Below are 23,349 nucleotides of genomic sequence, written 5' to 3' on the forward strand. Positions count from 1 at the left end.
ATCATGTTCTTGATGTAGTCGGCGTGACCCGGCATGTCGACGTGCGCGTAATGCCGGTTCGGCGTCTCGTACTCCACATGCGAGATGTTGATCGTGATGCCCCGCTGCTTCTCCTCCGGGGCCTTGTCGATCTCGTCGAACGCCATCACCTGGACGTTCGGGTTCGCCTCACCCAACACCTTCGTGATCGCGGCCGTCAGCGTGGTCTTGCCGTGATCGATGTGACCCATCGTGCCCACGTTCAAATGCGGCTTGGTCCGCTCGAACTTCTGCTTGGCCATCGGGCTCTCCTGCTGTCTCTCTCTTCGGTGAAGGGAACGATCTGGAACGTGGCGGCGGCCGGACTCGAACCGGCGACAACTCGATTATGAGCCGAGTGCTCTAACCAACTGAGCTACGCCGCCTGACGCGGCACGTGCCGCGGCGTACGCCGCGGACACCTGCGAGCCCCCTGTCGGAATCGAACCGACGACACCAGCCTTACCATGGCTGTGCTCTACCGACTGAGCTAAGGGGGCCGGGCGGACTGCCGGCCCGGAGCGTGACAGCCTACTTGCGCTGCGGACCCTCCGAGCAACCCGGAATCGGGTGGTCACGACGGCTCCCTCCCCTTCCACCCGCTGGTCGGCTGGCCAAACATTACGACTCGGTTGCTATGGTGCCTCCGCTCGGGTCGTGCGAGGATCTTGGGGCCCTCGCGGACCGTCACCGCGTCTGACCGAAGGAACGATGGTGCCGTAGTGCTGGTGGATCGTTTGATCATCGAAGCCGAAGAAGGGGTGGAGTCGATCGACCTCCATCCCCGTCTCACGGTGATCGGTGGCATGCCACCCGCCGCCCGCATGGCGTTCGCTCAACTGCTGGCCGGCGCACTACACGGCACCGAACGGGGCGTTCACGCCGAGGTCCGCGACGACTCCGGTCGCCGGCTGGTCGTCATCCGGCCGGGCGTGGGCACGGGCCGGATCGTCGACGTCGACGGCAACGCCGACGTCACCGCCCAGTTCCGCAGCTTCGACGGGAACATCGACATGCTCGCCACCAGCTACGGGCAGAGCACGATCACCCGCATCTCGGCCGACGACCTGACCACCGGCGCGTCGCGGAACGACGCGGTGCGCACCCTCTCGGCCATCGACCAGGTGGGCCTGTGGGACGCCGCCGACGCCTCGCTGGCGCAAGGTCCGCAGAGCGAGGGGCACAAGCGCTGGGTCGAGCTGACCGGCGACATCGACGTGCACTGGGCCGCCGAGCGCCGCACCGAGATCCAGGCGGCGTCGCGGCTGCGCCAGCACATCGCGGCGCTGCGGTCGCTGTCGTCGAGCGTGCCCAACCTCTCCGACGACGACGCCGTGGCACTCGCCCAGGCCATCGTCTCCCAGCTCACCGCAGCCAGCCACGAGCAGGGACCGCGGCCGCCGGTGGTGCTCGACGAGCCGTTCATCGATCTCGACCCGGCGGTCGTGCCGCTGCTGCTGGAGCTGCTGCCGGGCCTCGTCGGCAGCCTGCAGGTGATGCTGCTCACCAACGACGATGCCATCGCGAGCTGGGCCCGTCTGGAAGCCCTGGCGGGCGAGCTGGCGCTGGTCGAACCGGCGCTCGCCGCGGGGTGAGCGAGCAGCTCGCGGAGTCGGGTCTCTCCACCCGGCCGGCGACGCTGGACGACGCCGAGACCACCCGCGCCATCTACAACGTCGAGGTCGAGACGTCGGTCGTGACGTTCGACCTGGTGGCCCGGTCCCTCGAGGAACAGCGGCACTGGCTGGCCGACCGCAGCGGCGCCCACGCCGTGATCGTGGCCGAGGACGGCTCGGGGGCGGTGGTGGGGTTCGCCTCGCTGTCGCCCTACAAGCAGCGCCCGGCGTACAAGACCAGCGTGGAGGACTCGGTGTACGTCCACCGCGACCACCAGGGCCAGGGCATCGGGGGCCTCCTGCTGGGCGAGCTGCTCGAGGTCGCCCGGTCGCACGGCTTCCACGCCGTGTTCGCCCGCATCGTCGGCGGGCACGAGGCGTCGGTGGCCCTCCACCGGGCCCACGGGTTCGAGATGGTGGGCACCGAGCGCGAGGTCGGCCGCAAGTTCGGCCGCTGGCTCGACGTCACGATCATGCAGCGGCTCCTCTAGGGCGTGTCCTGGTCGCAGAGGCGGGCGGCGGCCTTCGTGGCGTCGCGCTCCACCCGGAACAGGGTGTTGCCGAAGCTGTGCACCAGGTTGGCGGCGAAGCGCTTCGGGGTGAGCGGCTCGCGGATGTCGCGGAGGTAGCGGCCCAGGTCGCCGCACCCGAGCGCCCGGCGGGCGTCGGCCACGTCGCGGGACTCGGAGGTCGACGCATCGGTGACGTCGGCGACGAGCCAGGCCAGCGGCACCGGCTTCTGGTGGCCCGGCCGGCGGCCCACCGTGTCCCCGATGTGGCTGCCGATCGGCTGGGCGAGGCTCAGCATGTCGAGCACGTACACCTCGGTGCCCCAGGCGTACGACGGCAGGCCGACCGCGACGCTGGCGTGGGCGGTCCGCCCCGAGAAGCCCCGCCGCAGCGCCCGCGCCACCCGCTCGCCGCCGGCGCCGGGCGGCGTGAACACCGCCTCGCCGGGTGCGAGGCCGGCGGTCGGGTGGTCGGCGCCGAAGCGGGTGTCGGGGCGGACCGGGTGCGGCATGCGCCAGAGCTCGGCGTAGAACTCGCGCTCGTCGACGATCAGGGCGCCCCGGGGAGCCGTCTGGGCCTCGTCGAGCACGTCGAACGGAGGCTGGCCGCGGCGCAGGCCGACGGTGCAGACCACCGCCCACACCAGCACGACCGCGGTGGCGCCGGCCGTCAGCAGCGCCCGGGAGGCGTAGCGGCGGGCGGTGAGGGTGACGCGCAGGTCGTCGGTCGACACCCACACGGCCAGCGGGGCGCACAGGCCGAAGAACGACGGCAGCAGCAGGCGGCCGTGCATGAAGTCGCCGCCGGCCCGCTGGACGTAGAGGCCGTGGGCGATCGCCGCGGCCGCGGGCGCCAGGCGGGCGGCGACGGCAGGCCGGTCGCCGCGCCGCACGTCGCCGTGGACGAGCAGGACCAGCACGGCGATCAGCAGCAGGCCCGGCAGCCACAGGTCGTAGGGGGCCACCAGGTCGCGCAGGTAGGTCCAGCCCTGTGCCCACTGCGGCCGGCCGGCCTCCTTGGCCAGGGCCGTGTTGGGCACGACCATGGCGTAGTAGCCCATGCGGAACACCTGGTAGGCGACGGGCAGCGCCACGATGGCCCCGACGACGCCGAGGCGCCGGCGCCGGGCGCTGTCCCGCCACACCGACAGGACCACCAGGGTGGCGAAGGCGACGCTGAAGATCGCCAGGTCGGGGCGGATCAGCCAGCCCAGGCCCACCAGCGCGGCGCCGGCGACCTCGGCCCGGCGGTCGGGCGGGCGCTCGGTGGTGCAGCGGTACGTGCCCCACCAGGTGGCCGCGCCGAGCCAGGCGAACACGAGGCCGGTCTCCAGGCCGGACGAGGCGAAGTCCCAGAACGGCGGCAGGGCGGCCACCGCGAAGGCGCCGACGGGGACGACCACGCCGGTGACGCCGCTACGGCCCCGCGTCGCCAGGAGGACGCCCGCCCGCTGCGCGGCCAGGAGCCCGGCGGCCGACAGGGCGATGCCCAGCAGCACCGCCTTCCACGGCAGCGCGATGCCAGGGACGACCGCGGCGACGGCGAGCAGGCCCACCCACAGGGGGCTTGTACTCGCCTCCACCCGCTCCCCCGGGTTGAACACCGGGCCGTTGCCCGCCAGCAACTGGTCGACCACCCGGAGGTGGATGAAGCCGTCGTCGGACATCCAGCGCCGCTGCCAGCCCAGCACCAGCAACATCACCACCGGCAGCAGGACCACGCCCCACTGCACCACCCGCGCCGAAGGGTTCAACGATCTGGCCAAGGGGGTCCTTGTCTACGCGGGCCCGCCTTTGGCTTGAGTTTTTTGTGGGCCGGGGAGGATTCGAACCTCCGAAGGCTGTGCCGGCAGATTTACAGTCTGCTCCCTTTGGCCGCTCGGGCACCGACCCAACGAGGGAGACAACCTAGTCCGTCGTGGCGCGGGCCCCGCCAACCGATCCCGGTATGGTCGAGGGCCATGCCGAGCTTCGACGTCGTCTCCGAGATCGACCAGCAAGAGGTGCGCAACGCGGTCGACCAGGCCGCCCGCGAGGTGGGCACGCGCTACGACTTCAAGGGCACGAACAGCACGGTCGAGCTGAGCGAGGATGCCATCACCCTCCACAGCGTGAGCGAGGACCGGCTCAACGCCCTGCGCCAGGTCCTGGAGGAGAAGCTCGTCAAGCGCAAGGTCTCGCTCAAGGCGCTCGACTACCAGAAGGTGGAGGAGGCCTCCGGCGCCACCGCCCGTCAGCTGGTGAAGCTGGTGGCCGGCATCTCCCGGGACAAGGCCACGACCCTCAACAAGTTCATCAAGGAGCTCAAGCTCAAGGGCGTGCAGTCGCAGGTGCAGGGCGAGCAGCTGCGGGTCACCGGCAAGAAGCGCGACGACCTCCAGGCCGCCATCGCGGCGATGAAGGAGGAGGACTTCGGCATCCCCCTCCAGTTCACCAACTTCCGCGACTAGCTAGCTCCAGGCCTGCTCCCACTCGCCGCTGCGAAGGCGGCGGACCCGCTCCTCGGTGGGCGGGTGGCTGCGCCAGAGGTTCTTGAAGCTCATGTTCTTCACGCCGGCCAGCGGGTTGACGATGTAGGCCTGGGCATGCGCCGGGTCGATCTGCATGGGGATCCGCTGGGAGCCGACCTCGAGCTTCTCGAGCGCCCGGGCGAGGGGCTCACCGTCGCCGATGAGGCGGGCACCGGTGCGGTCGGCCTCGAACTCGCGGCCCCGGCTGAGCGCCATCTGCAGCATCCCGGCCGCCAGCGGCGCCAGGATCGCCATGGCGATCAGCGCGATCGGGTTCGGGCCGTCGTCGTCGCGGCCACCGCCGAAGATGGCCGTGAACTGCAGGATGTTGGCCACCATCGTGATGCCCAGCGCGATCGCCGCGGCGACCGAGCCGATGAGGATGTCGCGGTTGCCGACGTGGCTGATCTCGTGGGCCAGCACGCCTTCCAGCTCGTCCCAGGTGAGGATGCCGAGGATGCCCTGGGTCACGGCGACGGCGGCGTGCTCGGGGTTGCGGCCCGTCGCGAAGGCGTTGGGCTGGTCGCTCGGCGCCACGTAGAGCTTCGGCATCGGCATGTTCGCCTTCGCCGTGAGCTTGCGCATGATGGCGTAGTACTCGGGCATCTGCTGCTCGGTGACGGGGACGGCATGGGCGGCCTTGATGGCCAGCTGGTCGCTCTTCCAGTAGGAGAAGCCGACGATCGCGAAACCGATGGCGGCGCCGATGATGATGCCGGTCGTCCCGGCGAACGCTGCGCCGATGAGCATGAGCAGACCGCCGAGGCCGGCGAGGAGGACAGCGGTCTTGAGTCCGTTCTTCACGCCCCGCATCGTACCGGGGGGCGAGGCTCGTGAAGGAGCGCTCCCAGCTACCTGAGCATGCGTTCGTAGCGCAGCTCGTCGATTCCCGGCCAGATCTCCTGGCGATCCTCGGTCACCTCCCAACCCCACCGCTCGTAGCTGGCCCGGGCCCGGGTGTTGCGCTCCATGACCCACAGGGTGAGCGGTTGCAGCTGCGGTCGGGCGATCCGGAGGTACTCCACCGCGGTGTCGTGGAGCCGCCGGCCGATGCCCTGGCCCCAGTGGTCCGGGCGGACGTACAGCGCCCGCAGGTGACCGTGGTGCTCGGGATCGGGGTCGAGCTCCGGTGCGGGGTCGCCCATCACCAGGCCCACCAGCGTGTCGCCGTCGAACGCGCCGAACACCGCGGAGCCGACCGGCTCGCGGGTGAGCCGGGCCCGCCACCGCTCGACGAACTCGTCGTGGGTCGGGGTGGGCGCGTCGGGCGGGAAGATGGGCGCGTAGGCCGTCAGCGCCGTGTGCAGCTCGACCGCCGCGAGCTGATCCACGTCGTCCTCGTCCGCCGGTCGTACCCGGACGCTTCGCTCACGCTCCGTCACCGCAGCACATACTGCCTCGCCCGGGCTACCTATCCCAGCCCCAATCGCGTACGTCCCTCGCGACGGGACCCGCTACTCCTCGGTGGGCTGCTCCTCGGCGCGCTTGCGGATCTCCTCGACCACGGTCGCGTCGGCCAGGGTGGTGGTGTCGCCCAGGGCGCGGCCCTCGGCGACATCGCGGAGCAGGCGGCGCATGATCTTGCCCGAGCGGGTCTTGGGCAGCTCGTCGGTGAAGATCACCGTCTTCGGCTTGGCCGTGGGCCCGATCTTCTTGGCGACGTGCTGGCGCAGCTCCTCGCCCAGCTCAGGGGTGGTCTCGATACCGCCGCGCACGATCACGTAGCTCATGATGGCCTGGCCGGTGACGGCGTCGTTGGCCCCCACCACGGCGGCCTCCGCGACGCTCGGGTGATCGACCAGCGCCGACTCCACCTCGGTGGTCGAGATCCGGTGGCCCGACACGTTCATCACGTCGTCGACGCGGCCCAGCATCCACAGGTAGCCGTCGGCGTCGACTTTGCAGCCGTCGCCGGCGAAGTAGCGGTCGCCGTAGCGGGCCCAGTAGGTCTCCTGGTAGCGCTCCGGGTCGCCCCAGATGCCCCGCAGCATCGACGGCCACGGGCGGGTGAGCGTGAGGTAGCCGCCGCCCCGCTCGACCTTCGTGCCCGCCTCGTCGACCACCTCGGCGGCGATGCCCGGCAGCGGGAACGTGGCCGACCCCGGCTTGAGCGTGGTCGCCCCCGGCAGCGGGCTGATCATGATGGCGCCGGTCTCGGTCTGCCACCAGGTGTCGACGATCGGGCAGCGGCCGCCGCCGATGTACTTGTGGTACCAGATCCACGCCTCGGGGTTGATCGGCTCCCCCACCGAGCCGAGCAGGCGCAGCTTCGACAGGTCGTGGCTCTCGGGCTCCTGCGTGCCCCACTTCATGAAGGTGCGGATCGCCGTGGGGGCCGTGTAGAGGATGGTGACGCCGTAGCGCTCGGCGATGTCCCACAGGCGGTCGCGGCCCGGCGTGTCGGGCGTGCCCTCGTAGATGACGCTGGTGGCGCCGTTGGTGAGCGGGCCGTAGACGATGTAGCTGTGGCCGGTGACCCAGCCGATGTCGGCGGCGCACCAGTAGACGTCGGTGTCGGGCTGCAGGTCGAAGACGTACTTGTGGGTGAAGGCGACCTGGGTGAGGTAGCCGCCGGTGGTGTGCATGATGCCCTTGGGCTTGGCCGTGGTGCCCGAGGTGTACAGCAGGTACAGCAGGTCCTCGCTGTCCATCGACTCGGGCGGGCACTCGGCGTCGGCCTCGGCCAGCAGCTCGTGGTACCAGTGGTCGCGGCCCTCCACCAGCTCGACGCTCACGTCGCCGGCGTCGGGATGGCCCGTCACTCGCTGCACCACCACCGAGTGGGTGATCGACGGCGTCGACGCCAGCGCCGCGTCGGCGATCGGCTTCAGCAGGTGGGGCGCGCCCCGGCGGAAGCCACCGTCGGCGGTGACCAGCACCTTGCACTCGGCGTCGTTGATGCGGTCGGACAGCGCGTCGGCCGAGAAGCCGCCGAACACCACCGAGTGGGCCGCACCGATGCGGGCGCAGGCGAGCATCGCCACCGGCAGCTCCGGCACCATCGGCATGTAGATCGCCACCCGGTCGCCGCGCTCGACGCCCAGGCCCTTGAGCACGTTGGCGAAGCGCTGCACCTCGGCCAGCAGCTCGGCGTAGGTGATGGTGCGGGTGTCGCCCGGCTCGCCCTCCCAGTGGTAGGCGACCTTGTCGCCCCGGCCGGCAGCGACGTGGCGGTCGAGCGCGTTGAACGACACGTTGAGCTTGCCGCCGACGAACCACTTGGCGAACGGCAGGTCCCACTCGAGGATCGTGTGCCAGTCCTGGTCCCACGACAGGAGGTTGGCGGCCTGCTGGGCCCAGAAGCCCTGCCAGTCCTGCTCGGCCTCGTCGTAGATCTCCGCGTCGACAACCAGCGCGTCCTTCTTGAAGGTCGCCGACGGAGGGAAGGTGCGGTCCTCGACCAGGAAGTCCTCGATCGCCGGACCACTCGCGCTGGGCTTCTGGTCGCTCATTCCGCTCCCCCGTTCCGTGTCTTGCGGGCAACGGCCGAGACTAGTGGCGTTCGTCTTGCGCAGAAATGAATGGCCGCGGACGGTGGATGCGCCGGTACCAGGCGTGGCAGGGTGAGGGACATGTCTCGGCGGACGGGTGTCGGTCTCACGCGTGAACGGGTGCTCCAGGCGGGCCTCGGGCTGGTCGATCGGGAGGGCGTCGAGGCGCTCACCATGCGCCGGCTGGGCAAGGAGCTCGGCGTGGAGGCGATGTCGCTGTACGGCTACGTCGCCAACAAGCAGGACCTGCTCGACGGCGTGCTGGCGCGGGTCTACGAGGAGGTCGCCCCGGTCGTCACCGGCACCTGGGAGGAGGGGCTGCGGGCGATCGCCCGGCAGGTCCGCCATGTGCTGCTGCGCCACCCGCACGTCGTCGGCCTGGTGGCGGCTCGTCCCGTCTGCGGGGCGCGCGGCCTCCAGGTGGTGGAATCCGCGCTGGCCGAGCTGCGCGACGCAGGGCTCGACCCCGTGAGTGCCCAACAGGCGCTCACGCTGGTGCTCGGCTTCGCGGTGTCCCACGTCGCCAACCAGGTGGGAGGGGTGGGCGGACCAGGCCACGATGCCGAGTTCGAGGTGGGGCTCGACGTGATCGTGGCCGGCGTCAGCGGCCTGATCGACTCAATGGTGTGACCACTCGAGGACGCGGAAGGCGCCGAGGCCGGTGGGGTCGAGGAGGGCCTCGGCTTCGCTGATGCGGCTGCGGGCGGCGACGGCGGCGAGATCGGCGACGTGGGCCCGTTCGGTCCACAGGCGCTTGCCCTCGGCAACGAGATCGTCGATCCCGTGGTGGCGGAGCCACTCGTGCTGGGCGGTGTCCGAGGTCGGGGGGCGGACGGTGGCGAGCTGGTCGACGGCGATCTCGCAGGTGACGTCCTGGTTGCCGAGCGCATCGAGGTAGGCGCCGCCCGGGGCGTGGGCGCGGTAGGTGCGCAGCCACTCGTCCTGGGGGCGCTTGGCCAGCTCCTCGGTGGTGGCGGCGTAGTCGACCACGACGACCCGGCCGCTCGGTCCGGCGGTCGCCAGCGCCGTGCGCAGCCAGTCCCCGGCCGCGGCCTGGAGGGGCACCCGGGCACCGTCGGGGGCATCGGGCGCGAGGCGGTCGAGCAGCTGCGAACGGGACTCGTCCAGCGGCACGGTGGTCTCCTGGAAGCCGTGCTCGGCACGACCGACGCGGACCTCGTCCCAGGCGCCCTCCCGGCGCTCGGCCAGGTCGAAGGGGAGGTTGTCGAGCAGCTCGTTGGCGAGCACCACGGCCGACGTCCCCGGCACCCGCGGCAGCTCGGCCAGCGACGTGAGCAGTGGCCCCGGCGGCGCCTCGGGCACCGGCTCACCGGTGTCGGCGTCGACCGGGGGCAGCACCAGCGACGGCTCTTCGAGGGGGACGACGGCGGCGTGGCGGCGGCGCTGGGACGGCGAACGCTCCACCAGGACGTAGCGCAGGGCGACGGCACAGTCGGGCTCGGCATGCAGGACCGCCCGGGCCAGCGTCCCCGGCCCCGCACCGGCCTCGACCACCAGGAAGGGGTCGGGCGCACCCATGGCCCGCCACCAGGTGTCGAGGGCCCGGGCGACGACGGCACCGAACAGCGGCCCGACCTCCGGGCTGGTGAGGAAGTCGCCCTCCCGTCGCCCGGCCGAGCCGCCGCGGTCGTAGAACCCGGCGCCCGGCTCGTAGAGGGCGACGTCGAGCACCTCGCTCAGCGGTCGCGGCCCCAACCGCTCGATCCGCGCCGCGACCACGTCGGCGGCGTCCCGGGTCACGGAGCGACGGCTGCGGCCGCAGGCACCGCGAAGTTGGCGAGGTCGCCAAGGTCGGTCGCCCAGGGCGAGACGCCGAAGGCGAGCGTCAGCCCCGCCGTGATGGCCAGGGCGGCGACGATCGACACCGGAACCCGGACCGGCGTGGTGTCACCGTCGGCGACCGGCTCCATGAACATCTGGCGGGCCAGGTTGGCGTAGTAGCCCAGCGCGATCACCGAGTTGACCGCCATCACCACGGCCAGGCCGTAGGCCCAGTTGCCGCCGGCGTCGACCACCGCCCGGAAGGCGACGAACTTGGCCCAGAACCCGCCCAACGGCGGGATGCCCGCCAACGCGAACAGGAAGATCGCCATCAGCCCGGCCAGGCCCGGGGCGTACTCGAACAGGCCGCCGAAGCTGGCGATCTCGCCGCTGCCGGTCTTGCGGGCCACCGCCATCACCACTGCGAAGGCGCCGAGGTTCATGGCCGCGTAGATCACCAGGTAGGTGACGATCGCGGCCAGCGACAGGTCGGTGTCCGCCGCCACGGCCAGGGGCGCCAGGATGAAGCCGGCCTGCGCCACACCGGAGTAGGCCAGCATGCGGACGACGTTGGTCTGGCGCAGGGCGACCATGTTGCCGATCGTCATCGTCAGCGCCGCGAGCACCCACAGGAACGGCTGGAAGGCGTCGCCGCGGCCGGCGAAAGCGATGAGCACCAGCTCGGCCAGGGCCACGAAACCGGCGGCCTTGGAGAGCACCGACAGGAACGCCGTGATCGGCGTGGGCGCGCCCTCGTAGGTGTCGGGCGCCCACGTGTGGAACGGCACCGCCGACACCTTGAACCCGAAGCCGACCACGCAGAACACGATGGCCAGCGTGACGACCGGCAGGCTCTCGCCGCCGGACAGGGCGGCGCCGATGTCGGCCAGCTTCGTGCTGCCCGTCACCCCGTAGAGCAGCGACATGCCGTACAGCAGGACCGCCGTGGCGAACACGCCCATCAGGTAGTACTTGGCGCCGGCCTCGTTGCCCTTCACGTCGTTCTTGCGCCAGCCGGCCAGCAGGTAGGCGGGGATCGACAGCAGCTCGAGCGCCACGAAGATCGTGATCAGGTCGCGGGCCGAGGCGATCACGGTCATGCCGAGGATCGACGACAGCAGCAGGAAGTAGTACTCGCCCTCGGCGTAGTCGCCCTCCGCGATGTAGTTGGTGGAGAGCAGGACCACCACGTAGCCCGACACCAGGAACAGGGCCTTGAGGACGAGGGCGAAGTTGTCGACCGCGTAGGCGCCGCCGAACATCTCGCGGTCCATGCCGTCGACCGCCAGGGTCAGCACCGGGATGGCCGCGCCCAGCAGGCCCAGGCCGGCCAGCGACGGCACCAGCCCCTTGCGGCCCTCGGGCAGGAAGAGGTCGGCCAGCAGGACGACGACCAGCGTGCCCGTGAGCACGAGCTCGGGCGCGAGGGCATGCCAGTCGAGCGTCGGGCTGACGAACTCTTGCGCTGCGAACATCGTTCAGATCCTTTCTGTCTTCGCTGGGCCGGCCATGGCCGGGTGAGCGAAGACAGAACGACGGGTTAAGGGGTGGCGGTGGCGGCCAGGTCGACGAAGCGGCCGGCCAGCGCGCTGAGGTTGTCGTCGGTCACGCCGAACACCAGGTTCGGGAACACGCCGATCGCGAGGATCAGCACCAGCATCGGCGTCCAGGCGATCCACTCGGGGATCGAGACGTCGGGCACCTCTTCGTCGGCGAACTCGGCGGAGGGCGTGCCGAACGCGGTCCGCTGGTAGAGCCACAGCAGGTAGCCGGCGGCGAACACCGTGCCCACGGCGGCGATCACCATGTAGACCCGGAACAGCTCGTCGCTCAGGCCAGGTGCCGGCTGGTAGGCCGACAGGATCGCCGGGAACTCGCCCCAGAACCCCGCCAGGCCCGGCAGGCCCAGCGACGCCATCGCCGTGAAGCCGAGGATCCAGCCCAGCTTCGGCGCCTGCACCAGCAGACCACCCAGACGCTTGATCTCCAGCGTGTGGTAGCGGTCCTTCACCGAGCCGGCGGCGAAGAAGAGCATGCCGGTGATGAGGCCGTGGGCGACCATCCCCATGACCGCGGCGTTCAGGCCGAAGTCGGTGAGGGTGGCGATGCCCAGCATCGTGAAGCCCATGTGCGACACCGACGAGAAGGCGATGAGCCGTTTCATGTCGGTCTGCGCCAGGCAGGCGAGCGCGCCGTAGATGATGCCGACGACCGCCAGCCCGCCGATCCACGGTGCCCACGACACCGCGGCCTCGGGCAGGATCGGCAGCGCCACCCGCACGAAGCCGTAGGTGCCCAGCTTCAGCAGCACCGCGGCCAGGATCACCGAACCGACCGTCGGCGCCTGCGTGTGGGCGTCGGGCAGCCAGGTGTGGAATGGGAACATCGGCACCTTGATGCCGAAGCCCATGAACATGCCGCCGAAGATGATCAGCATCGTGGTGTGGCTGATCGGGTCGATGCCGAAGGCGCCCGGATCGGCCACGCGGGCAGCCAGTTCGGGGATGGCGAACGTCTCGCCGCCGGTGAGGAAGAACAGCGCCAGGAAGCTGACGATCATCAGCGCCGAGCCGAACAGCGTGTAGAGGAAGAACTTGAGCGACGCGTACTGGCGCTGCTCACCGCCCCACACGCCGATCAGGAAGTACATCGGCAGCAGCACGACCTCGAAGAAGACGAAGAACAGGATGAGGTCCTGCGCCACGAACGTGCCGAGCATCCCGGTGTGGAGCACCAGGATGAGCATGAAGAACGCCTTGGCGTTGCGCGGCTCGGGGAGGTGGTTCCAGCTGTAGATGATGCACAGCGGCACGATCAGCAGGGTCAGCGCCACCAGCGGCAGCGACAGGCCGTCGATGCCGAGGAAGAACTTGGAGTTGATGACGTCGATCCAGTCCTTGCGGACCTCGAACTGCATGACGGACGTCTGGTCGTAGTCGAAGTCGGCGAAGACGGCGACGCCGAAGGCCGCGGCACCGAGCGAGGCGCCCAGCGCGACGAGCTTGTGCGCCTCCTCGTTGGCCTTGGGGATCAGCAGCATGACCAGGGCGCCTGCCAACGGCAGGAACACCATCCCGGTCAGACCCCAATCGGTCAGGAACTCGTTGTTCATCGTCGGGAACCTTTGGCCTTGCTGTCAGATGAAGAGGATGAGGGCGCCGGCGAACAGGGCGGTGGCGCCGAACAGGAGCGCGCCGTACTGCTGGACCTTGCCGGAGGTGAGGCGTCGGAAGAGCTGGCCGCCGCCTTCTGCGGCGAAGCCGGAGCCGTCGACGACGTTGTCGACGATCCCCTGGTCGATGCGGTTGTAGACGAAACGGCCGACCACGGTGGTGATGCGGCCGGCACCGTTGACGATGCCGTCGATCACGTTCTGGTTGACCCAGTTGGCGGCCCGGGCGATCGGGCCCTTGAAGGCACCGGCGATGCCGTCGGTGTAGAGGCGGTCGAAGTAGTACTTGTTCTCCAGCAGCGTGAAGCCGGCGCGGGCGGGGCGCGACCGCTGGGTGATGCCGTGGGGACCGGCGCCCTTCCAGAACCACAGGTACGCCAGGCCGATGCCGATCAGGCCGATCAGCGAGCTGAGGATGGCGATGCCCCAGCTGAACTCGGGGACGTCGAACACGGGGAGCACGCTCGGGAAGTAGGCACCCTTGGGCTCGTAGAAGTGCTCGAAGCGCAGCTCGACGCTGTCGGGCGACAGGGCCGCGGGGAGGTTGGCGAAGCCGGCGACCACCGCGAGCCCGGAGAGGATGTAGAGCGGCGCCACGATCCGGGGCCCCGACTCGTGCGGGTGGCCATGACCGCGGTACTCGCCGAAGAACGTGAGGTAGACGACGCGGGTCATGTAGGCGGCGGTCATGAAGGCGCCGGTGATGCCCACGATCATGAACGCCGTGTAGTTCCCCTCGCCGCCGAGCTGGGCCGCGCCGGCGAGGATCTCGTCCTTCGACCAGAAGCCGGCCAGCGGGAAGATGCCGATCAGCGCGGCGGTCGCCACGAGGAACGTCCGGTAGGTGTGCGGCATCCACTTGCGGAGGCCGCCCATGTCCTTCTTCATGTCGAAGCTGTGGACGGCGTGGCTCACCGAGCCGGAGCCGAGGAACAGGGAGGCCTTGAAGAAGGCGTGGGTGAAGAGGTGGAAGAACGCCGCGGTCCAGGCGCCGACGCCCAGCGCCATCACCATGTAGCCGAGCTGGCTGACCGTGGAGTAGGCGAGCACCTTCTTGATGTCGTTCTGGACGAAGGCGAGGAGGGCGCCGCCGATCACCGTGATGCCGCCGACGACGGCCAGGGCGTTCACGCTGGAGACGCCGATCTGGAGCCCCTCGAAGAACACCCCGTAGAGGCGGCCGACCATGTAGATGCCGGCGACCACCATCGTCGCCGCGTGGATCAGCGCCGAGACGGGCGTCGGGCCGGCCATGGCGTCGGGCAGCCAGGTGTGCAGGATGAACTGGCCCGACTTCGACATCACCGCCGCGAGCAGGCTCAGGCTCGCCACGAGCAGGGCGAGGTGGGTGATGCTGCCGTCGAGCGCCCGGGCGTTGATCTCCTCGATGTCGAACGTGTTCCCGGCGGCGAAGAAGAGGGTGATCACGCCGCACAGCAGGCCGACGTCGCCGACGCGGTTGGTGATGAACGCCTTCAGGGCGGCGTCGCTGTTGGGCTTCTCCTCCCACCAGTGGCCGATCAGCGCGAAGGAGCAGACGCCGACCAGCTCCCAGCAGACGATCAGCTGGAGGGTGCTCTTGGCCATGATCAGGCCGAGCATCGACGCCGTGAACAGGGAGAGGAAGGCGAAGAAGTGGGTGTAGCGGCGGTCGCCGGCGACGTAGTCGGTGGAGTAGACGTGCACCAGCAGCGACACCAGCGTCACCACGAACAGCATCATCACCGCGGGGCCGTCGAGCAGCATCCCGACCTTGATGTCGACGCCGCCGTTCTGGAACCAGGTGACCTCTTCGGTCACTGGCGGGACCTCGAAGTGGTGCCCGGCCTCCTCCTCTTCGGCGGCGAGGGCGACGGGGGCCGCGGACTCACCGGTGGCGAGGGCGTGCTCCTCCTCGACCACTTCCTCGGAGTGCTGCTCGGACTCGTGCTCGGCGTCGGCGACGTGGTCGAACCACTGGAAGTTGGTGACCAGGGCCAGCACGAAGGCGATGCCGACCGCGGCGATGCCGATCTCGCTGCCCTTGCGGGGCATCCGCTTGCCGAAGAACAGGATCAGGAAGAACGAGGCCGCGGGGATGAGCGGGATGATCCAGGCGTTGTCGAGCACGATCGGTCCCTCAGCCCTTCATGGCGTCGACGTCGTTGAGGTCGACGCTGTGGCGGTTGCGGTAGATGATCAGGACGATCGCCAGGCCCACCCCGACCTCGGCGGCGGCGACGGCGATCACGAAGAGGGCGAACACGGAGCCGGTGATGTCGCCGAAGCGGGCGCCGAAGGCCAGCAGGTTGATGTTGACGGCGTTCAGGATCAGCTCGATCGACATCAGCACCATCACCGCGTTGCGGCGGGACAGCACCCCGTAGACCCCGATGCAGAACAGCGCCGCGCCCAGCAGCAGGAACTGGTTGAGCATCAGGCCGTCGTTGCCGGCCGCGGCCTCCTGGACCTGTTGGGCGAGCATCAGCCGCGGTCCTTCCGTGCCAGGACGATGGCGCCGACCAGCGCGGCGGTGAGCAGCACCGACACCACCTCGAACGGGATCAGGTAGGTCGTGAAGATGGAATCGCTCAGCGTCGACGTGTTGCTGGGGCCCGTGGCGTCGACGACGTTCTCGATCCGGATGTCGTCGGGCAGCTGCTCGTCACCCCAGTAGTCGATCAGGGCGTAGCCCATCACCCCGACCAGCAGGACCGCCGTGGCCAGGCCCACCCACCAGTTGTCGTTGGTGAGGTCGACCTCGCGGCCGATCCGCGCCCGGGTGAGCATGATGCCGAACAGCATCAGCACCATGATCGCCCCGATGTAGACGAGGATCTGGGTGACCGCCACGAACTCGGCGGCCAGCAGCAGGTAGATGCCGACGATGCTGGCGAACACCGTGATCAGGTAGAGCGCCGCCCGCACCACGTTCTTGGTGGTCACCACCGCGATCGCCGCGCCGATGATCACCGCGGCCATCAGGTAGAAGAAGATGCTCTGGGCGACCGGGGTGCTCGCCACGAGGGCCGGGGCGCTCATCGCTTCCCGCTCCTGGTGCTTCGCGCCGGGCCGCTCGGGCCACGCTCGCTCTGCGCCGGGCTTCGCTCGGGGGGCCTCGCTGCAGACGGATGCTCGCTCATCGCGGCACTTTCCGGGGCTTCTGGTCGGAGCCGGACTCGTAGGCCTCGAAGTCGGGCACGGCCTGCATCCACTCGCCGAGGCGTTCCTTGTCGTGGAGCAGGTCGGCCAGGCGCAGCTCGGAGTACTCGTACTCGGGGCTCCAGAACATGGCGTCGAACGGGCACACCTCGACGCAGATGCCGCAGTACATGCAGAGCGCGTAGTCGATGTCGAAGCGGTCGAGCTTGCTGACCGTGCGGGGCTTGCCCCCGGGTCGACGCGGCGGGGCGGTGTCCTTGTGGCCCTCGATGTAGATGCACCAGTCGGGGCAGCTGCGCGCGCACAGCATGCAGACGGTGCAGTTCTCCTCCTTGAGGGCGATGACGCCGCGGGACCGGTTGGCCGGCGTCTCCTTCTCATGGGGGTACTGGACGGTGACCGCGCCCTTCGACGGGGCGGGGATCAGCGTCTTCAGGCCGCGCGCCGGGAACGTGGTCTTCACCATCGTCTTGAGGGTGACGCCCAGGCCCTTCACCAGCCCGGGAACCTTGGGAGCAGGAACCTTGCCCATCAGTGCACGACCTTCTAGAACGCGACCTTGAGTGCCATGGTCGCCAGGATGTTGACCAGGGACAGCGGGATGAGGATCTTCCAGGCCAGCTGCTGCAGCTGGTCCTCCCGGAAGCGGGGGTACGTGAACCGCACCCAGAAGACCAGGAAGGCGACGAACATCATCTTCGCCAGCAGCACCACGGGGCCGACGACGTTCATCCAGTCGGCGCCGTTGTCGAGGAACGGGACGCTCCAGCCGCCGAGGAACAGCGTGGCGGCGACCGCCGAGAAGGCGCCGGCGCTGGCGAACTCGCCGATGAAGAACAGCAGGAAGCGCAGGCCCGAGTACTCGGTCATGTAGCCGGAGACCAGCTCCGACTCGGCGACCGGCATGTCGAACGGCGTCTGCGTGAGCTCGGCCTGCATGGCGATGAGGAAGATCAGGAAGCCGATCGCCTGCGTGATGATGAACGGGTTGCCGATGCCGCTCCAGCCGAAGATCTCACCGTCGGCCTGGGCGGCGACGATGCCCTGCATGTTGAGGGTGCCGGCCTGGATCACCACGCCGACGACGGCCAGCACCATCGGCAGCTCGTAGGCGATCAGCTGGCCCGCGGCCCGGAGACCGCCGAGCAGCGAGTACTTGTTGGCCGACGACCAGCCGGCCACGAGGATGCCGATCACGCTGACCGACGACACCGCCAGCACCCAGAAGATGCCGACGTTGAAGTCGACGAACCAGGCGTCGGGCCCGAACGGCACCACCAGGTACACCAGGAAGACCGAGGCGATCACGATGTACGGGGCGAAGGCGAACAGCCGGCGGTCGGCCCGCCAGGGGATGATGTCCTCCTTCTGGATGAACTTGCCGACCTCGGCCAGCAGCTGCAGCGAGCCGTAGGGGCCGGCCTCCATGGGGCCGAGGCGGCTCTGCATGAAGCTCATCATCTTGAAGAGGAAGACGTAGACGAACGTCCCGGCGGGCAGCAGCACGGCCAGGAGCACGGCGATGGAGCGCAGGCTGGTCTGCATCCACCAGGCCAGCTCGGCGAGGACGAGGGGGGCGGTCGTGGCGATCATCGGTCGATGTCCCCGAGGATGAAGTAGAGGCTGGCGAGGATCGTGATGATGTCGGGCACGTAGACGCCCTTCAGCATCCAGGGCAGCACCGAGACGTTGGAGAAGCTGGCCGTGCGGATCTTCACCCGGAACGGGCCGAGGTCGCCCTTGCTCACCACGTAGTAGCCCATCTCGCCCAGCGGGTTCTCGGTGGTGACGTAGGCCTCGCCCGCCGGCACCTTGATGATGCGGGGGACCTTGGCCATGATCGGCCCGCCCGGCAGCTTGTCGCAGAGCTGGTCGACGATCTTGGTCGCCTCCCGGGTCTCCTGCAGGCGGACCCAGCAGCGGGCGAAGCTGTCGCCGTCGGGGTGGGTCCAGACCCGCCAGTCGACGTCGTCGTGGGCCAGGCCCACCTTTGTGTCGCGCCGCAGGTCCCAGTCGATGCCGGACGCCCGGGCGTTGGCACCGGTGAGGCCGTACGACAGGGCCACGTCGGCGGGGATCACGCCGACGCCGCGGGTGCGGGCCTCGAAGATCTCGTTGCCGAACAGCAGGTCCTCGATCTCGTCGCAGAAGCCGCGCATGCGCTCCATGACGGCCTTGGTGTCGGCGATCCAGCCCTTGGGCAGGTCGTCCTTGAGGCCACCGATGCGGTCGAAGTTGGGGTGGAAGCGACCGCCGGTGACGGACTCGATCTGGTCGAGCACGTGCTCCCGGTCGCGGAAGGCGTAGAAGGCCGGGGTGACGGCGCCGAGCTGCACGCCAAGGTCGCCCAGGAACAGCACGATGTTGGCCACCCGGGCCATCTCGAAGAGGATCGTGCGGATGTACGTGGCCCGGGGCGGGGCCTCGATGTCCATCAGCTGCTCGGCGGCCAGGATGAACGGCACCTCGTTGGCGAAGCTGCCCAGCCAGTCGATGCGGTTCACCAGGGTGGTGACCTGCGGGTAGGTGCGGACCTCGCAGAGCTTCTCGTAGCCCCGGTGCATGTAGCCGGGGGCGACGTCGGCCCAGACGACCTGCTCGCCGTCGAGCTTGGCGATCACCCGGAGCGTGCCGTGGGTGGCGGGGTGCTGGGGGCCGAGGTTGAGGGTCATGCCCTCGTCGGTCTCCAGCTCGACGTTCACCCGCATGTCGGCGGCCTGCGAGTCGATGTAGGCCCGGGCCTGGCGGTCGGTGACGCTCACTCGCCGCCTCCTTCCGCGGTCTCGTCGCCCTCGGCTTCGGCTTCGGTGGCCTCGGGGTCGTCCGACTCGGGCATCGGCTCCACGTCCACGATTCCTGGCCAGGGCTTCACCATCCGGGCCACCAGCGGGAAGTCCTTGCGGAGGGGGTGGCCCTCGAACCCGCCCGGCAGGTAGAGGTGGCGGAGGCCGGGGTGGCCGTCGAAGGTGATGCCGAACATCTCCCAGCACTCCCGCTCGTGCCAGTTGGCGCCGGCGAAGAGGCGGGTGAGGGTGGGGACGCTGAACGGGTCCTCCGGCACGTCGGCCTTGATGATGACGCTGGTGTGCGTCTTCACGTTGGCCAGGCGGGTGAACACCTGGAAGCGGGTGTCGCCGCCGGCGTAGCCCTGCTCGATCGTGGCCGGGTCGACCTGCGGGATCCCCGGGGGAGCCGACGAGCCGTTGGTGCTGGGCGTGTCGAGGATGGCGTCCTCGTAGCGGCCCCACGGCGACGGCATCCAGTCGATCGCGGAGAGGAAGTCGAAGAACGTGCAGCCGAGCTTCACCTTGGCCAGCTCGACGGCCTCGACCCAGTCGGCCCGGTCGACCCGGACCCACAGCTCGCGGCCGGGGAGGATGTGGCTGCCGAGCAGCCGGTCGCCCAGCGCCTCGGTGAAGGTCGCGAGGAGGCCCTCACGCACCTCGTCCTTCGGACCTTCCTCCGGTTCCTCGGCAGCTCCCTTGGTGCCGTCGGCTTCTGCGACGTCGGTGTCGCCCGTCGTGTCGCTCATTGGACGACGATCGGGTCGCCGCGCCAGCGGGCCGCGGGGTCTTCGTGGCGGATCTTCTGCTGCAGCAGCACGATGCCCTCGAGCAGCGCCTCGGGGCGGGGCGGGCAGCCCGGCACGTACACGTCGACGGGGACGATCTGGTCGACGCCCTTGGTGACCGAGTAGCTGTCCCAGTAGGGCCCGCCGCAGTTGGTGCAGGAGCCCATCGAGATCACGTACTTCGGGTCGGGCATCTGCTCGTAGAGCCGCTTGATCGACACGGCCATCTTGTCGGTCACCGTGCCGGAGATGACCACGAGGTCGGCCTGGCGCGGGCTGGCCGGCAGCGGGATGACGCCGAGGCGCATCACGTCGTAGCGGGGGCCGGCGAAGGCCGCGCCCATCTCGATCGCGCAACAGGCCAGGCCCCACTGGTAGCACCACATGCTGTAGCGGCGGCTCAGGTTGAGGAGCGTGGTGAGTGACTTCGGCAGCTTGCCGCTCTCGACGAGGCCCATCTCAAGCGCTCGGGTTCTGTTGCATCGGGTTCATGGGATCGGTTCCCGTCAGGTCCAGCGGAGGACGTTCTTCTTCCAGGCGTACAGCAGGCCGAGGGCGAGGATCAGGATGAAGACCCCCATCTCGACGAACCCGAACCAGCCGTAGGCCTCGGCTCGGGTGGCGTACGGGAAGACGAAGACAGCCTCGACGTCGAAGAGCACGAAGAGCAGAGCGAAGATGTAGTACCGGACCTGGCTCTGGGCCCAGCCGGACCCGACCGGGTCGACCCCGGACTCGTAGTTGATGTACTTCTCGGCCTGCGGCCGCACAGGGCGCAGGAGACGTCCGATGCCTAGCAGCGCGGCGACGAGGGCGGTCGAAACCCCCAGGAAAACGCCGGCTACGAGGTAGGAACGGAGCAGGTCCGACATCGTCTCGGGAGACTAGTGATCGTTTGCACGAGCGGTCTAACCATCCGTGGGTTTCTCCCCCTCCGGTGGTTCTAGTAGCACCCCTGTCGCTGGCTGATCGTGCCGGCGTAACCGACCGCGATCTCGGTGACGGTGCGGCCGTCGGTGCCGTAGGCCACGGCCTTGCCGTCCTGGGCGTAGGAGATCATGAGGTGGCCGCCGGGGTTGACGGGATGGCCGGTCACCTCGACGTTCCCGCGATGGGCGTTGCGGACGTCGTCCTCGGTGGCGCCCAGCCGCACGCCGGGCTCGGTGACCCGGGGCGAGCCGGGAGCGGCCGTGATCCCGATCGATGCCAGCTGGCCGTCCTGGGGGTCGGTGACGCCGGTGTCGTCGTCGGGGCTGCGGAAGCGGAGGGTGAGGTCGGGGGCGCCGGGCACCTTGGCGTCGTAGCAGGCGCCACCGCTGGTGACGAAGGTGGCCTGGTCGACGTTGGCCTTCACACCGGCCGCGGTGAGGTCGCGGAGGCTGGCGCCGATCAGCAGGGGGCCGAGGCCGTTCGGGGTGAGGCGGGCGTCGGCGGCGAGGCCGGGGACGCTGGGGACCGTGGTGGTGGGCCGGGCGGTCGTCGCCGTGGTGCTGGGGGCCGCGGTGGTGTTGGTGGTCTCCTCGGCACCCGATGGGTCGTCACGGCGGTTGCCGAGGAAGTTCCCGGCGGCGAGGACGGCGAGCACCGCGACGGCGAGGAGGATCACCGCCGTGCGGGTGTTGGACCCGTTGGCGTCGCCGAAGCGGCCGCGCAGGGGGGTGTCCGGGCCCTTCGGGGGTGTCGACGCGGGGGCTGGCGCCGAGGGGCGTGGGCCGCCGCGGCTGTCGCCGTCGGGCGGGTCGATGTCGTCGAAGCCGGCGGGCTCGTCGCCGGTGATGAGGACGGCGGTGCTGCCGAGGTGGTCGGCCAGCGACGGCTGGCTGAGGGGCGGGGGCTCGGTGATGGGCCGGATCGCCGGCCGGGCGGTGATGGACAGGGGCGGCTGCTCCGCCATCGCCCGCTCGATGTCCGCCCAGAAGCTGGGCCCGGGCTCCGGCACCGGCAGGGTCGCCAACGCGGCTCTCACGCCCCGCTGCCGCGACTGCCCCTTCTGCGGCCGCTCCCCCACCGCCGCGACGACGACCGGCTCGGGCTCGTCGTCGGCAGGCTCAGGCTCCTCGACCGCGGGCGGTGGGTCGGCGGGCGGTGGGTCGGCGGCGACGAGCGGCTCCTCGACCGCGGGCGACGGGTCGACGGGGGCCGGGGACTCGGTGGTCGGCGACGCCGGGGACGGGTCGGCCGGGGCCGCGGATTCGCTGGTCGGCGACGTGGCGGCCTCCAGGGCGGCGACCGTCGGTGCCGGCGTGGTGAGCTTCGGCCTCGCCCGGTGTCCCCGCCCACGCCTCGCTGTCGAACGATTGGCTGCGGGCGGCTCCGACGCCTCGACCGGCCCGGCGACCTCCTGCCGCTCGGCGTCGGCCGCTTCGTCCGGCGGCTCGACCGCGACGGGTTCGGTCGATGCGGTCACCTCTTCCGACGGCGTCGCCTCGGGAGCCTCGTCGGTGGGGGCCGGCGACGTGGAGGCGGGGTTCGGGCGCCGGGGAGGGGTGCGGCGGCGGGTGTTGCGGGATCGGGCCATCAGCTCTCGAGGACGTCGTCTTCGGGCGGGGCGGTGTCGGGGGCGGCGGTCGTGGTGCCCGCGGTGCGGGTGCGGCTGGTGGGCTTGCGGCGGGTGCCGGTCGAGCGGGCCCGGGGCGTCGAGCGGCGCGACTTCGCGGGCTCGGCATCGGCGGCCGGGACGTGGTGGGGATCGCCGTCGCTGTCGCCGTTCGGCTTCACCAGCTTCACGTGGCCGCCCAGCTCCGGCACGACCTCGTCGGCGTCGGCCAGCTGGGCGGGCGGCGGAGGCTCCTCCGACTCGGCCGGCGGCGGCAGCTCGACCACGGTCTCCTGCGGCGACGAGCCGGGGTCGCCCACCACGAAGGCCCGCCAGCGGTAGCGGGCCCGGGTCAGGTCGGCGGCCGTCTCGCTCTCGCTGCGGCCCAGGATGCGGGCGGTGGCCTCGAGGCTGAAGCCCTCCCCGTCGACCAGCACCAGCGGCACCCGCTCCTCTGGCGCCAGCGCCCGCAGCCCGGCGAGCCGGCGCGACGCCGACGCGAGCGGGAGCGGCACCCGCGGCCCGACCTCCGCGGGCGGCGCCGGACGTTCGGCGGCCCAGCGGATCTCGTTGATGCAGGCGTTGTAGACGATGCGGTAGAGCCACTCGGCCACCGAGCTCGGCGGCACCACCATCGGCAGGGAGCGCCAGGCCCGCAGGTAGGCCCGCTCCAGCACCGGGTCTACCCGGTTGGGCTCGGCGGTCAGGCGCGCCGCCAGCCGCCGGAAGCGCGGATCGTAGCGGCGCAGCAACGCACCGAACGCCTGCCGGTCGCCCTGACGGGCTCGCCGGAACAGTCTCTTGTCGGGAGGACCTTGTCTACCGCGCACGCAGCAGGCATCTCACCACAGACGCGCCCCCCACGCGCGCCATCTGGGAGATCGCCCGCAGGTTCCTCGTCACAGGAGCGGGGTCAGACCCGGTCCGTCGAACTCACCGTCCTTCGAGCCTCCCAAGAAGGCCGCCCACTCGCTCGGGGTGAACGTGAGGATCGGCCCGGTGG

23 protein-coding genes and 3 tRNA genes are annotated in these 23,349 nt (G+C 70.3%); 4 read left to right on the plus strand and 22 right to left on the minus strand.

Annotated features, from left to right (window positions below):
- The 3 genes from VK611_07825 to VK611_07835 all read right to left on the minus strand — a co-directional run.
- Positions 1 to 281 (minus strand): GTP-binding protein (locus tag VK611_07825; GenBank protein HMG41224.1); only part of this gene is annotated, 281 nt, incomplete at its 3' end.
- Positions 282 to 330: 49 nt separating this feature from the next.
- A tRNA-Met gene (locus VK611_07830) sits at positions 331 to 404 on the minus strand.
- A 41-nt stretch (positions 405 to 445) separates the two neighbouring features.
- A tRNA-Thr gene (locus tag VK611_07835) sits at positions 446 to 518 on the minus strand.
- A gap of 228 nt (positions 519 to 746) precedes the next feature.
- Between VK611_07835 and VK611_07840 the strand changes: the two genes are divergently transcribed.
- Entirely contained in the window at positions 747 to 1,613 is an 867-nt protein-coding gene (locus VK611_07840; GenBank protein ID HMG41225.1) for a hypothetical protein, read from the plus strand.
- On the plus strand, positions 1,610 to 2,125 hold the full coding sequence (locus tag VK611_07845; GenBank protein ID HMG41226.1) for a GNAT family N-acetyltransferase: 516 nt from the start codon (positions 1,610 to 1,612) through the stop codon (positions 2,123 to 2,125). Before VK611_07840 ends, VK611_07845 begins: the two co-directional genes overlap by 4 nt.
- Here the strand turns inward: VK611_07845 and VK611_07850 are convergent.
- Positions 2,122 to 3,909, minus strand: coding sequence for a hypothetical protein (locus VK611_07850; protein HMG41227.1), 1,788 nt, complete (start codon positions 3,907 to 3,909; stop codon positions 2,122 to 2,124). The genes VK611_07845 and VK611_07850 overlap by 4 nt on opposite strands.
- A gap of 45 nt (positions 3,910 to 3,954) precedes the next feature.
- Positions 3,955 to 4,036, minus strand: a tRNA-Tyr gene (locus VK611_07855).
- A gap of 68 nt (positions 4,037 to 4,104) precedes the next feature.
- Here VK611_07855 and VK611_07860 point away from each other — a divergent pair.
- Positions 4,105 to 4,593, plus strand: coding sequence for a YajQ family cyclic di-GMP-binding protein (locus VK611_07860; GenBank protein ID HMG41228.1), 489 nt, complete (start codon positions 4,105 to 4,107; stop codon positions 4,591 to 4,593).
- Here VK611_07860 and VK611_07865 read toward each other — a convergent pair whose 3' ends face one another.
- The 3 genes from VK611_07865 to acs all read right to left on the minus strand — a co-directional run bounded on the left by VK611_07865 (position 4,594) and on the right by acs (position 8,105).
- Entirely contained in the window at positions 4,594 to 5,466 is an 873-nt protein-coding gene (locus VK611_07865; GenBank protein ID HMG41229.1) for a zinc metalloprotease HtpX, read from the minus strand.
- Between the two features lie 38 nt (positions 5,467 to 5,504).
- Positions 5,505 to 6,035, minus strand: a complete 531-nt coding sequence (locus VK611_07870; GenBank protein ID HMG41230.1) for a GNAT family N-acetyltransferase — start codon at positions 6,033 to 6,035, stop codon at positions 5,505 to 5,507.
- Between the two features lie 72 nt (positions 6,036 to 6,107).
- A complete protein-coding gene (gene acs, locus VK611_07875) occupies positions 6,108 to 8,105 on the minus strand; it encodes an acetate--CoA ligase (protein HMG41231.1) in 1,998 nt (665 codons plus the stop codon).
- A gap of 120 nt (positions 8,106 to 8,225) precedes the next feature.
- On the opposite strand from acs, the gene VK611_07880 reads away from it, so the two are divergent.
- Positions 8,226 to 8,774 (plus strand): TetR/AcrR family transcriptional regulator C-terminal domain-containing protein, encoded by a 549-nt coding sequence (locus tag VK611_07880; protein ID HMG41232.1) that lies wholly within the window; start codon positions 8,226 to 8,228, stop codon positions 8,772 to 8,774.
- On the opposite strand, the gene VK611_07885 is transcribed toward VK611_07880, so the two are convergent.
- The 14 genes from VK611_07885 to VK611_07950 all read right to left on the minus strand — a co-directional run bounded on the left by VK611_07885 (position 8,763) and on the right by VK611_07950 (position 23,176).
- Positions 8,763 to 9,905: an SAM-dependent methyltransferase gene (locus tag VK611_07885; protein HMG41233.1), complete on the minus strand. Its 1,143-nt coding sequence runs from the start codon at positions 9,903 to 9,905 to the stop codon at positions 8,763 to 8,765. The genes VK611_07880 and VK611_07885 overlap by 12 nt on opposite strands.
- Positions 9,902 to 11,401: an NADH-quinone oxidoreductase subunit N gene (locus VK611_07890; GenBank protein HMG41234.1), complete on the minus strand. Its 1,500-nt coding sequence runs from the start codon at positions 11,399 to 11,401 to the stop codon at positions 9,902 to 9,904. The genes VK611_07885 and VK611_07890 overlap by 4 nt, the downstream gene beginning before the upstream one ends.
- 65 nt (positions 11,402 to 11,466) lie before the next feature.
- The gene (locus VK611_07895; protein HMG41235.1) at positions 11,467 to 13,038 is read right to left on the minus strand and encodes an NADH-quinone oxidoreductase subunit M; all 1,572 of its coding nucleotides are present in this window, start codon (positions 13,036 to 13,038) and stop codon (positions 11,467 to 11,469) included.
- Between the two features lie 24 nt (positions 13,039 to 13,062).
- Entirely contained in the window at positions 13,063 to 15,207 is a 2,145-nt protein-coding gene (locus tag VK611_07900) for an NADH-quinone oxidoreductase subunit L (protein HMG41236.1), read from the minus strand.
- A gap of 10 nt (positions 15,208 to 15,217) precedes the next feature.
- Complete coding sequence (nuoK, locus tag VK611_07905) at positions 15,218 to 15,562, minus strand: NADH-quinone oxidoreductase subunit NuoK (GenBank protein ID HMG41237.1); 345 nt, start codon at positions 15,560 to 15,562, stop codon at positions 15,218 to 15,220.
- Entirely contained in the window at positions 15,562 to 16,119 is a 558-nt protein-coding gene (locus VK611_07910; GenBank protein HMG41238.1) for an NADH-quinone oxidoreductase subunit J, read from the minus strand. The genes nuoK and VK611_07910 overlap by 1 nt, the downstream gene beginning before the upstream one ends.
- Positions 16,120 to 16,216: 97 nt before the next feature.
- A complete protein-coding gene (locus VK611_07915; protein HMG41239.1) occupies positions 16,217 to 16,771 on the minus strand; it encodes an NADH-quinone oxidoreductase subunit I in 555 nt (184 codons plus the stop codon).
- A 14-nt stretch (positions 16,772 to 16,785) separates the two neighbouring features.
- Entirely contained in the window at positions 16,786 to 17,832 is a 1,047-nt protein-coding gene (gene nuoH, locus VK611_07920) for an NADH-quinone oxidoreductase subunit NuoH (protein HMG41240.1), read from the minus strand.
- Positions 17,829 to 19,001: an NADH-quinone oxidoreductase subunit D 1 gene (locus VK611_07925; protein ID HMG41241.1), complete on the minus strand. Its 1,173-nt coding sequence runs from the start codon at positions 18,999 to 19,001 to the stop codon at positions 17,829 to 17,831. Before VK611_07925 ends, nuoH begins: the two co-directional genes overlap by 4 nt.
- Positions 18,998 to 19,771: an NADH-quinone oxidoreductase subunit C gene (locus VK611_07930; protein HMG41242.1), complete on the minus strand. Its 774-nt coding sequence runs from the start codon at positions 19,769 to 19,771 to the stop codon at positions 18,998 to 19,000. Before VK611_07930 ends, VK611_07925 begins: the two co-directional genes overlap by 4 nt.
- On the minus strand, positions 19,768 to 20,268 hold the full coding sequence (locus VK611_07935) for an NADH-quinone oxidoreductase subunit B family protein (protein HMG41243.1): 501 nt from the start codon (positions 20,266 to 20,268) through the stop codon (positions 19,768 to 19,770). The genes VK611_07930 and VK611_07935 overlap by 4 nt, the downstream gene beginning before the upstream one ends.
- Before the next feature lie 48 nt (positions 20,269 to 20,316).
- On the minus strand, positions 20,317 to 20,682 hold the full coding sequence (gene ndhC / locus VK611_07940; GenBank protein HMG41244.1) for an NADH-quinone oxidoreductase subunit A: 366 nt from the start codon (positions 20,680 to 20,682) through the stop codon (positions 20,317 to 20,319).
- A gap of 71 nt (positions 20,683 to 20,753) precedes the next feature.
- Positions 20,754 to 22,328 (minus strand): hypothetical protein, encoded by a 1,575-nt coding sequence (locus VK611_07945; protein HMG41245.1) that lies wholly within the window; start codon positions 22,326 to 22,328, stop codon positions 20,754 to 20,756.
- Positions 22,328 to 23,176, minus strand: a complete 849-nt coding sequence (locus VK611_07950; protein ID HMG41246.1) for a sigma factor — start codon at positions 23,174 to 23,176, stop codon at positions 22,328 to 22,330. The genes VK611_07945 and VK611_07950 overlap by 1 nt, the downstream gene beginning before the upstream one ends.
- Positions 23,177 to 23,349: the final 173 nt, after the last annotated feature.

The organism is Acidimicrobiales bacterium (assembly GCA_035316325.1).
GTDB lineage: Bacteria > Actinomycetota > Acidimicrobiia > Acidimicrobiales > VFJN01 > DASXTK01.

Coding starts and splice junctions, on each gene's coding strand:
- VK611_07930 (HMG41242.1), bottom strand. CDS start 19,771: ATGAGCGACACGACGGGCGACACCGACGTCGCAGAAGCCGACGGCACC.
- VK611_07910 (HMG41238.1), bottom strand. CDS start 16,119: ATGAGCGCCCCGGCCCTCGTGGCGAGCACCCCGGTCGCCCAGAGCATC.
- nuoK (HMG41237.1), bottom strand. CDS start 15,562: ATGCTCGCCCAACAGGTCCAGGAGGCCGCGGCCGGCAACGACGGCCTG.
- VK611_07880 (HMG41232.1), top strand. CDS start 8,226: ATGTCTCGGCGGACGGGTGTCGGTCTCACGCGTGAACGGGTGCTCCAG.
- VK611_07895 (HMG41235.1), bottom strand. CDS start 13,038: ATGAACAACGAGTTCCTGACCGATTGGGGTCTGACCGGGATGGTGTTC.
- acs (HMG41231.1), bottom strand. CDS start 8,105: ATGAGCGACCAGAAGCCCAGCGCGAGTGGTCCGGCGATCGAGGACTTC.
- VK611_07915 (HMG41239.1), bottom strand. CDS start 16,771: ATGGGCAAGGTTCCTGCTCCCAAGGTTCCCGGGCTGGTGAAGGGCCTG.
- VK611_07890 (HMG41234.1), bottom strand. CDS start 11,401: ATGTTCGCAGCGCAAGAGTTCGTCAGCCCGACGCTCGACTGGCATGCC.
- VK611_07860 (HMG41228.1), top strand. CDS start 4,105: ATGCCGAGCTTCGACGTCGTCTCCGAGATCGACCAGCAAGAGGTGCGC.
- nuoH (HMG41240.1), bottom strand. CDS start 17,832: ATGATCGCCACGACCGCCCCCCTCGTCCTCGCCGAGCTGGCCTGGTGG.
- VK611_07935 (HMG41243.1), bottom strand. CDS start 20,268: ATGGGCCTCGTCGAGAGCGGCAAGCTGCCGAAGTCACTCACCACGCTC.
- ndhC (HMG41244.1), bottom strand. CDS start 20,682: ATGTCGGACCTGCTCCGTTCCTACCTCGTAGCCGGCGTTTTCCTGGGG.
- VK611_07865 (HMG41229.1), bottom strand. CDS start 5,466: ATGCGGGGCGTGAAGAACGGACTCAAGACCGCTGTCCTCCTCGCCGGC.
- VK611_07945 (HMG41245.1), bottom strand. CDS start 22,328: ATGGCCCGATCCCGCAACACCCGCCGCCGCACCCCTCCCCGGCGCCCG.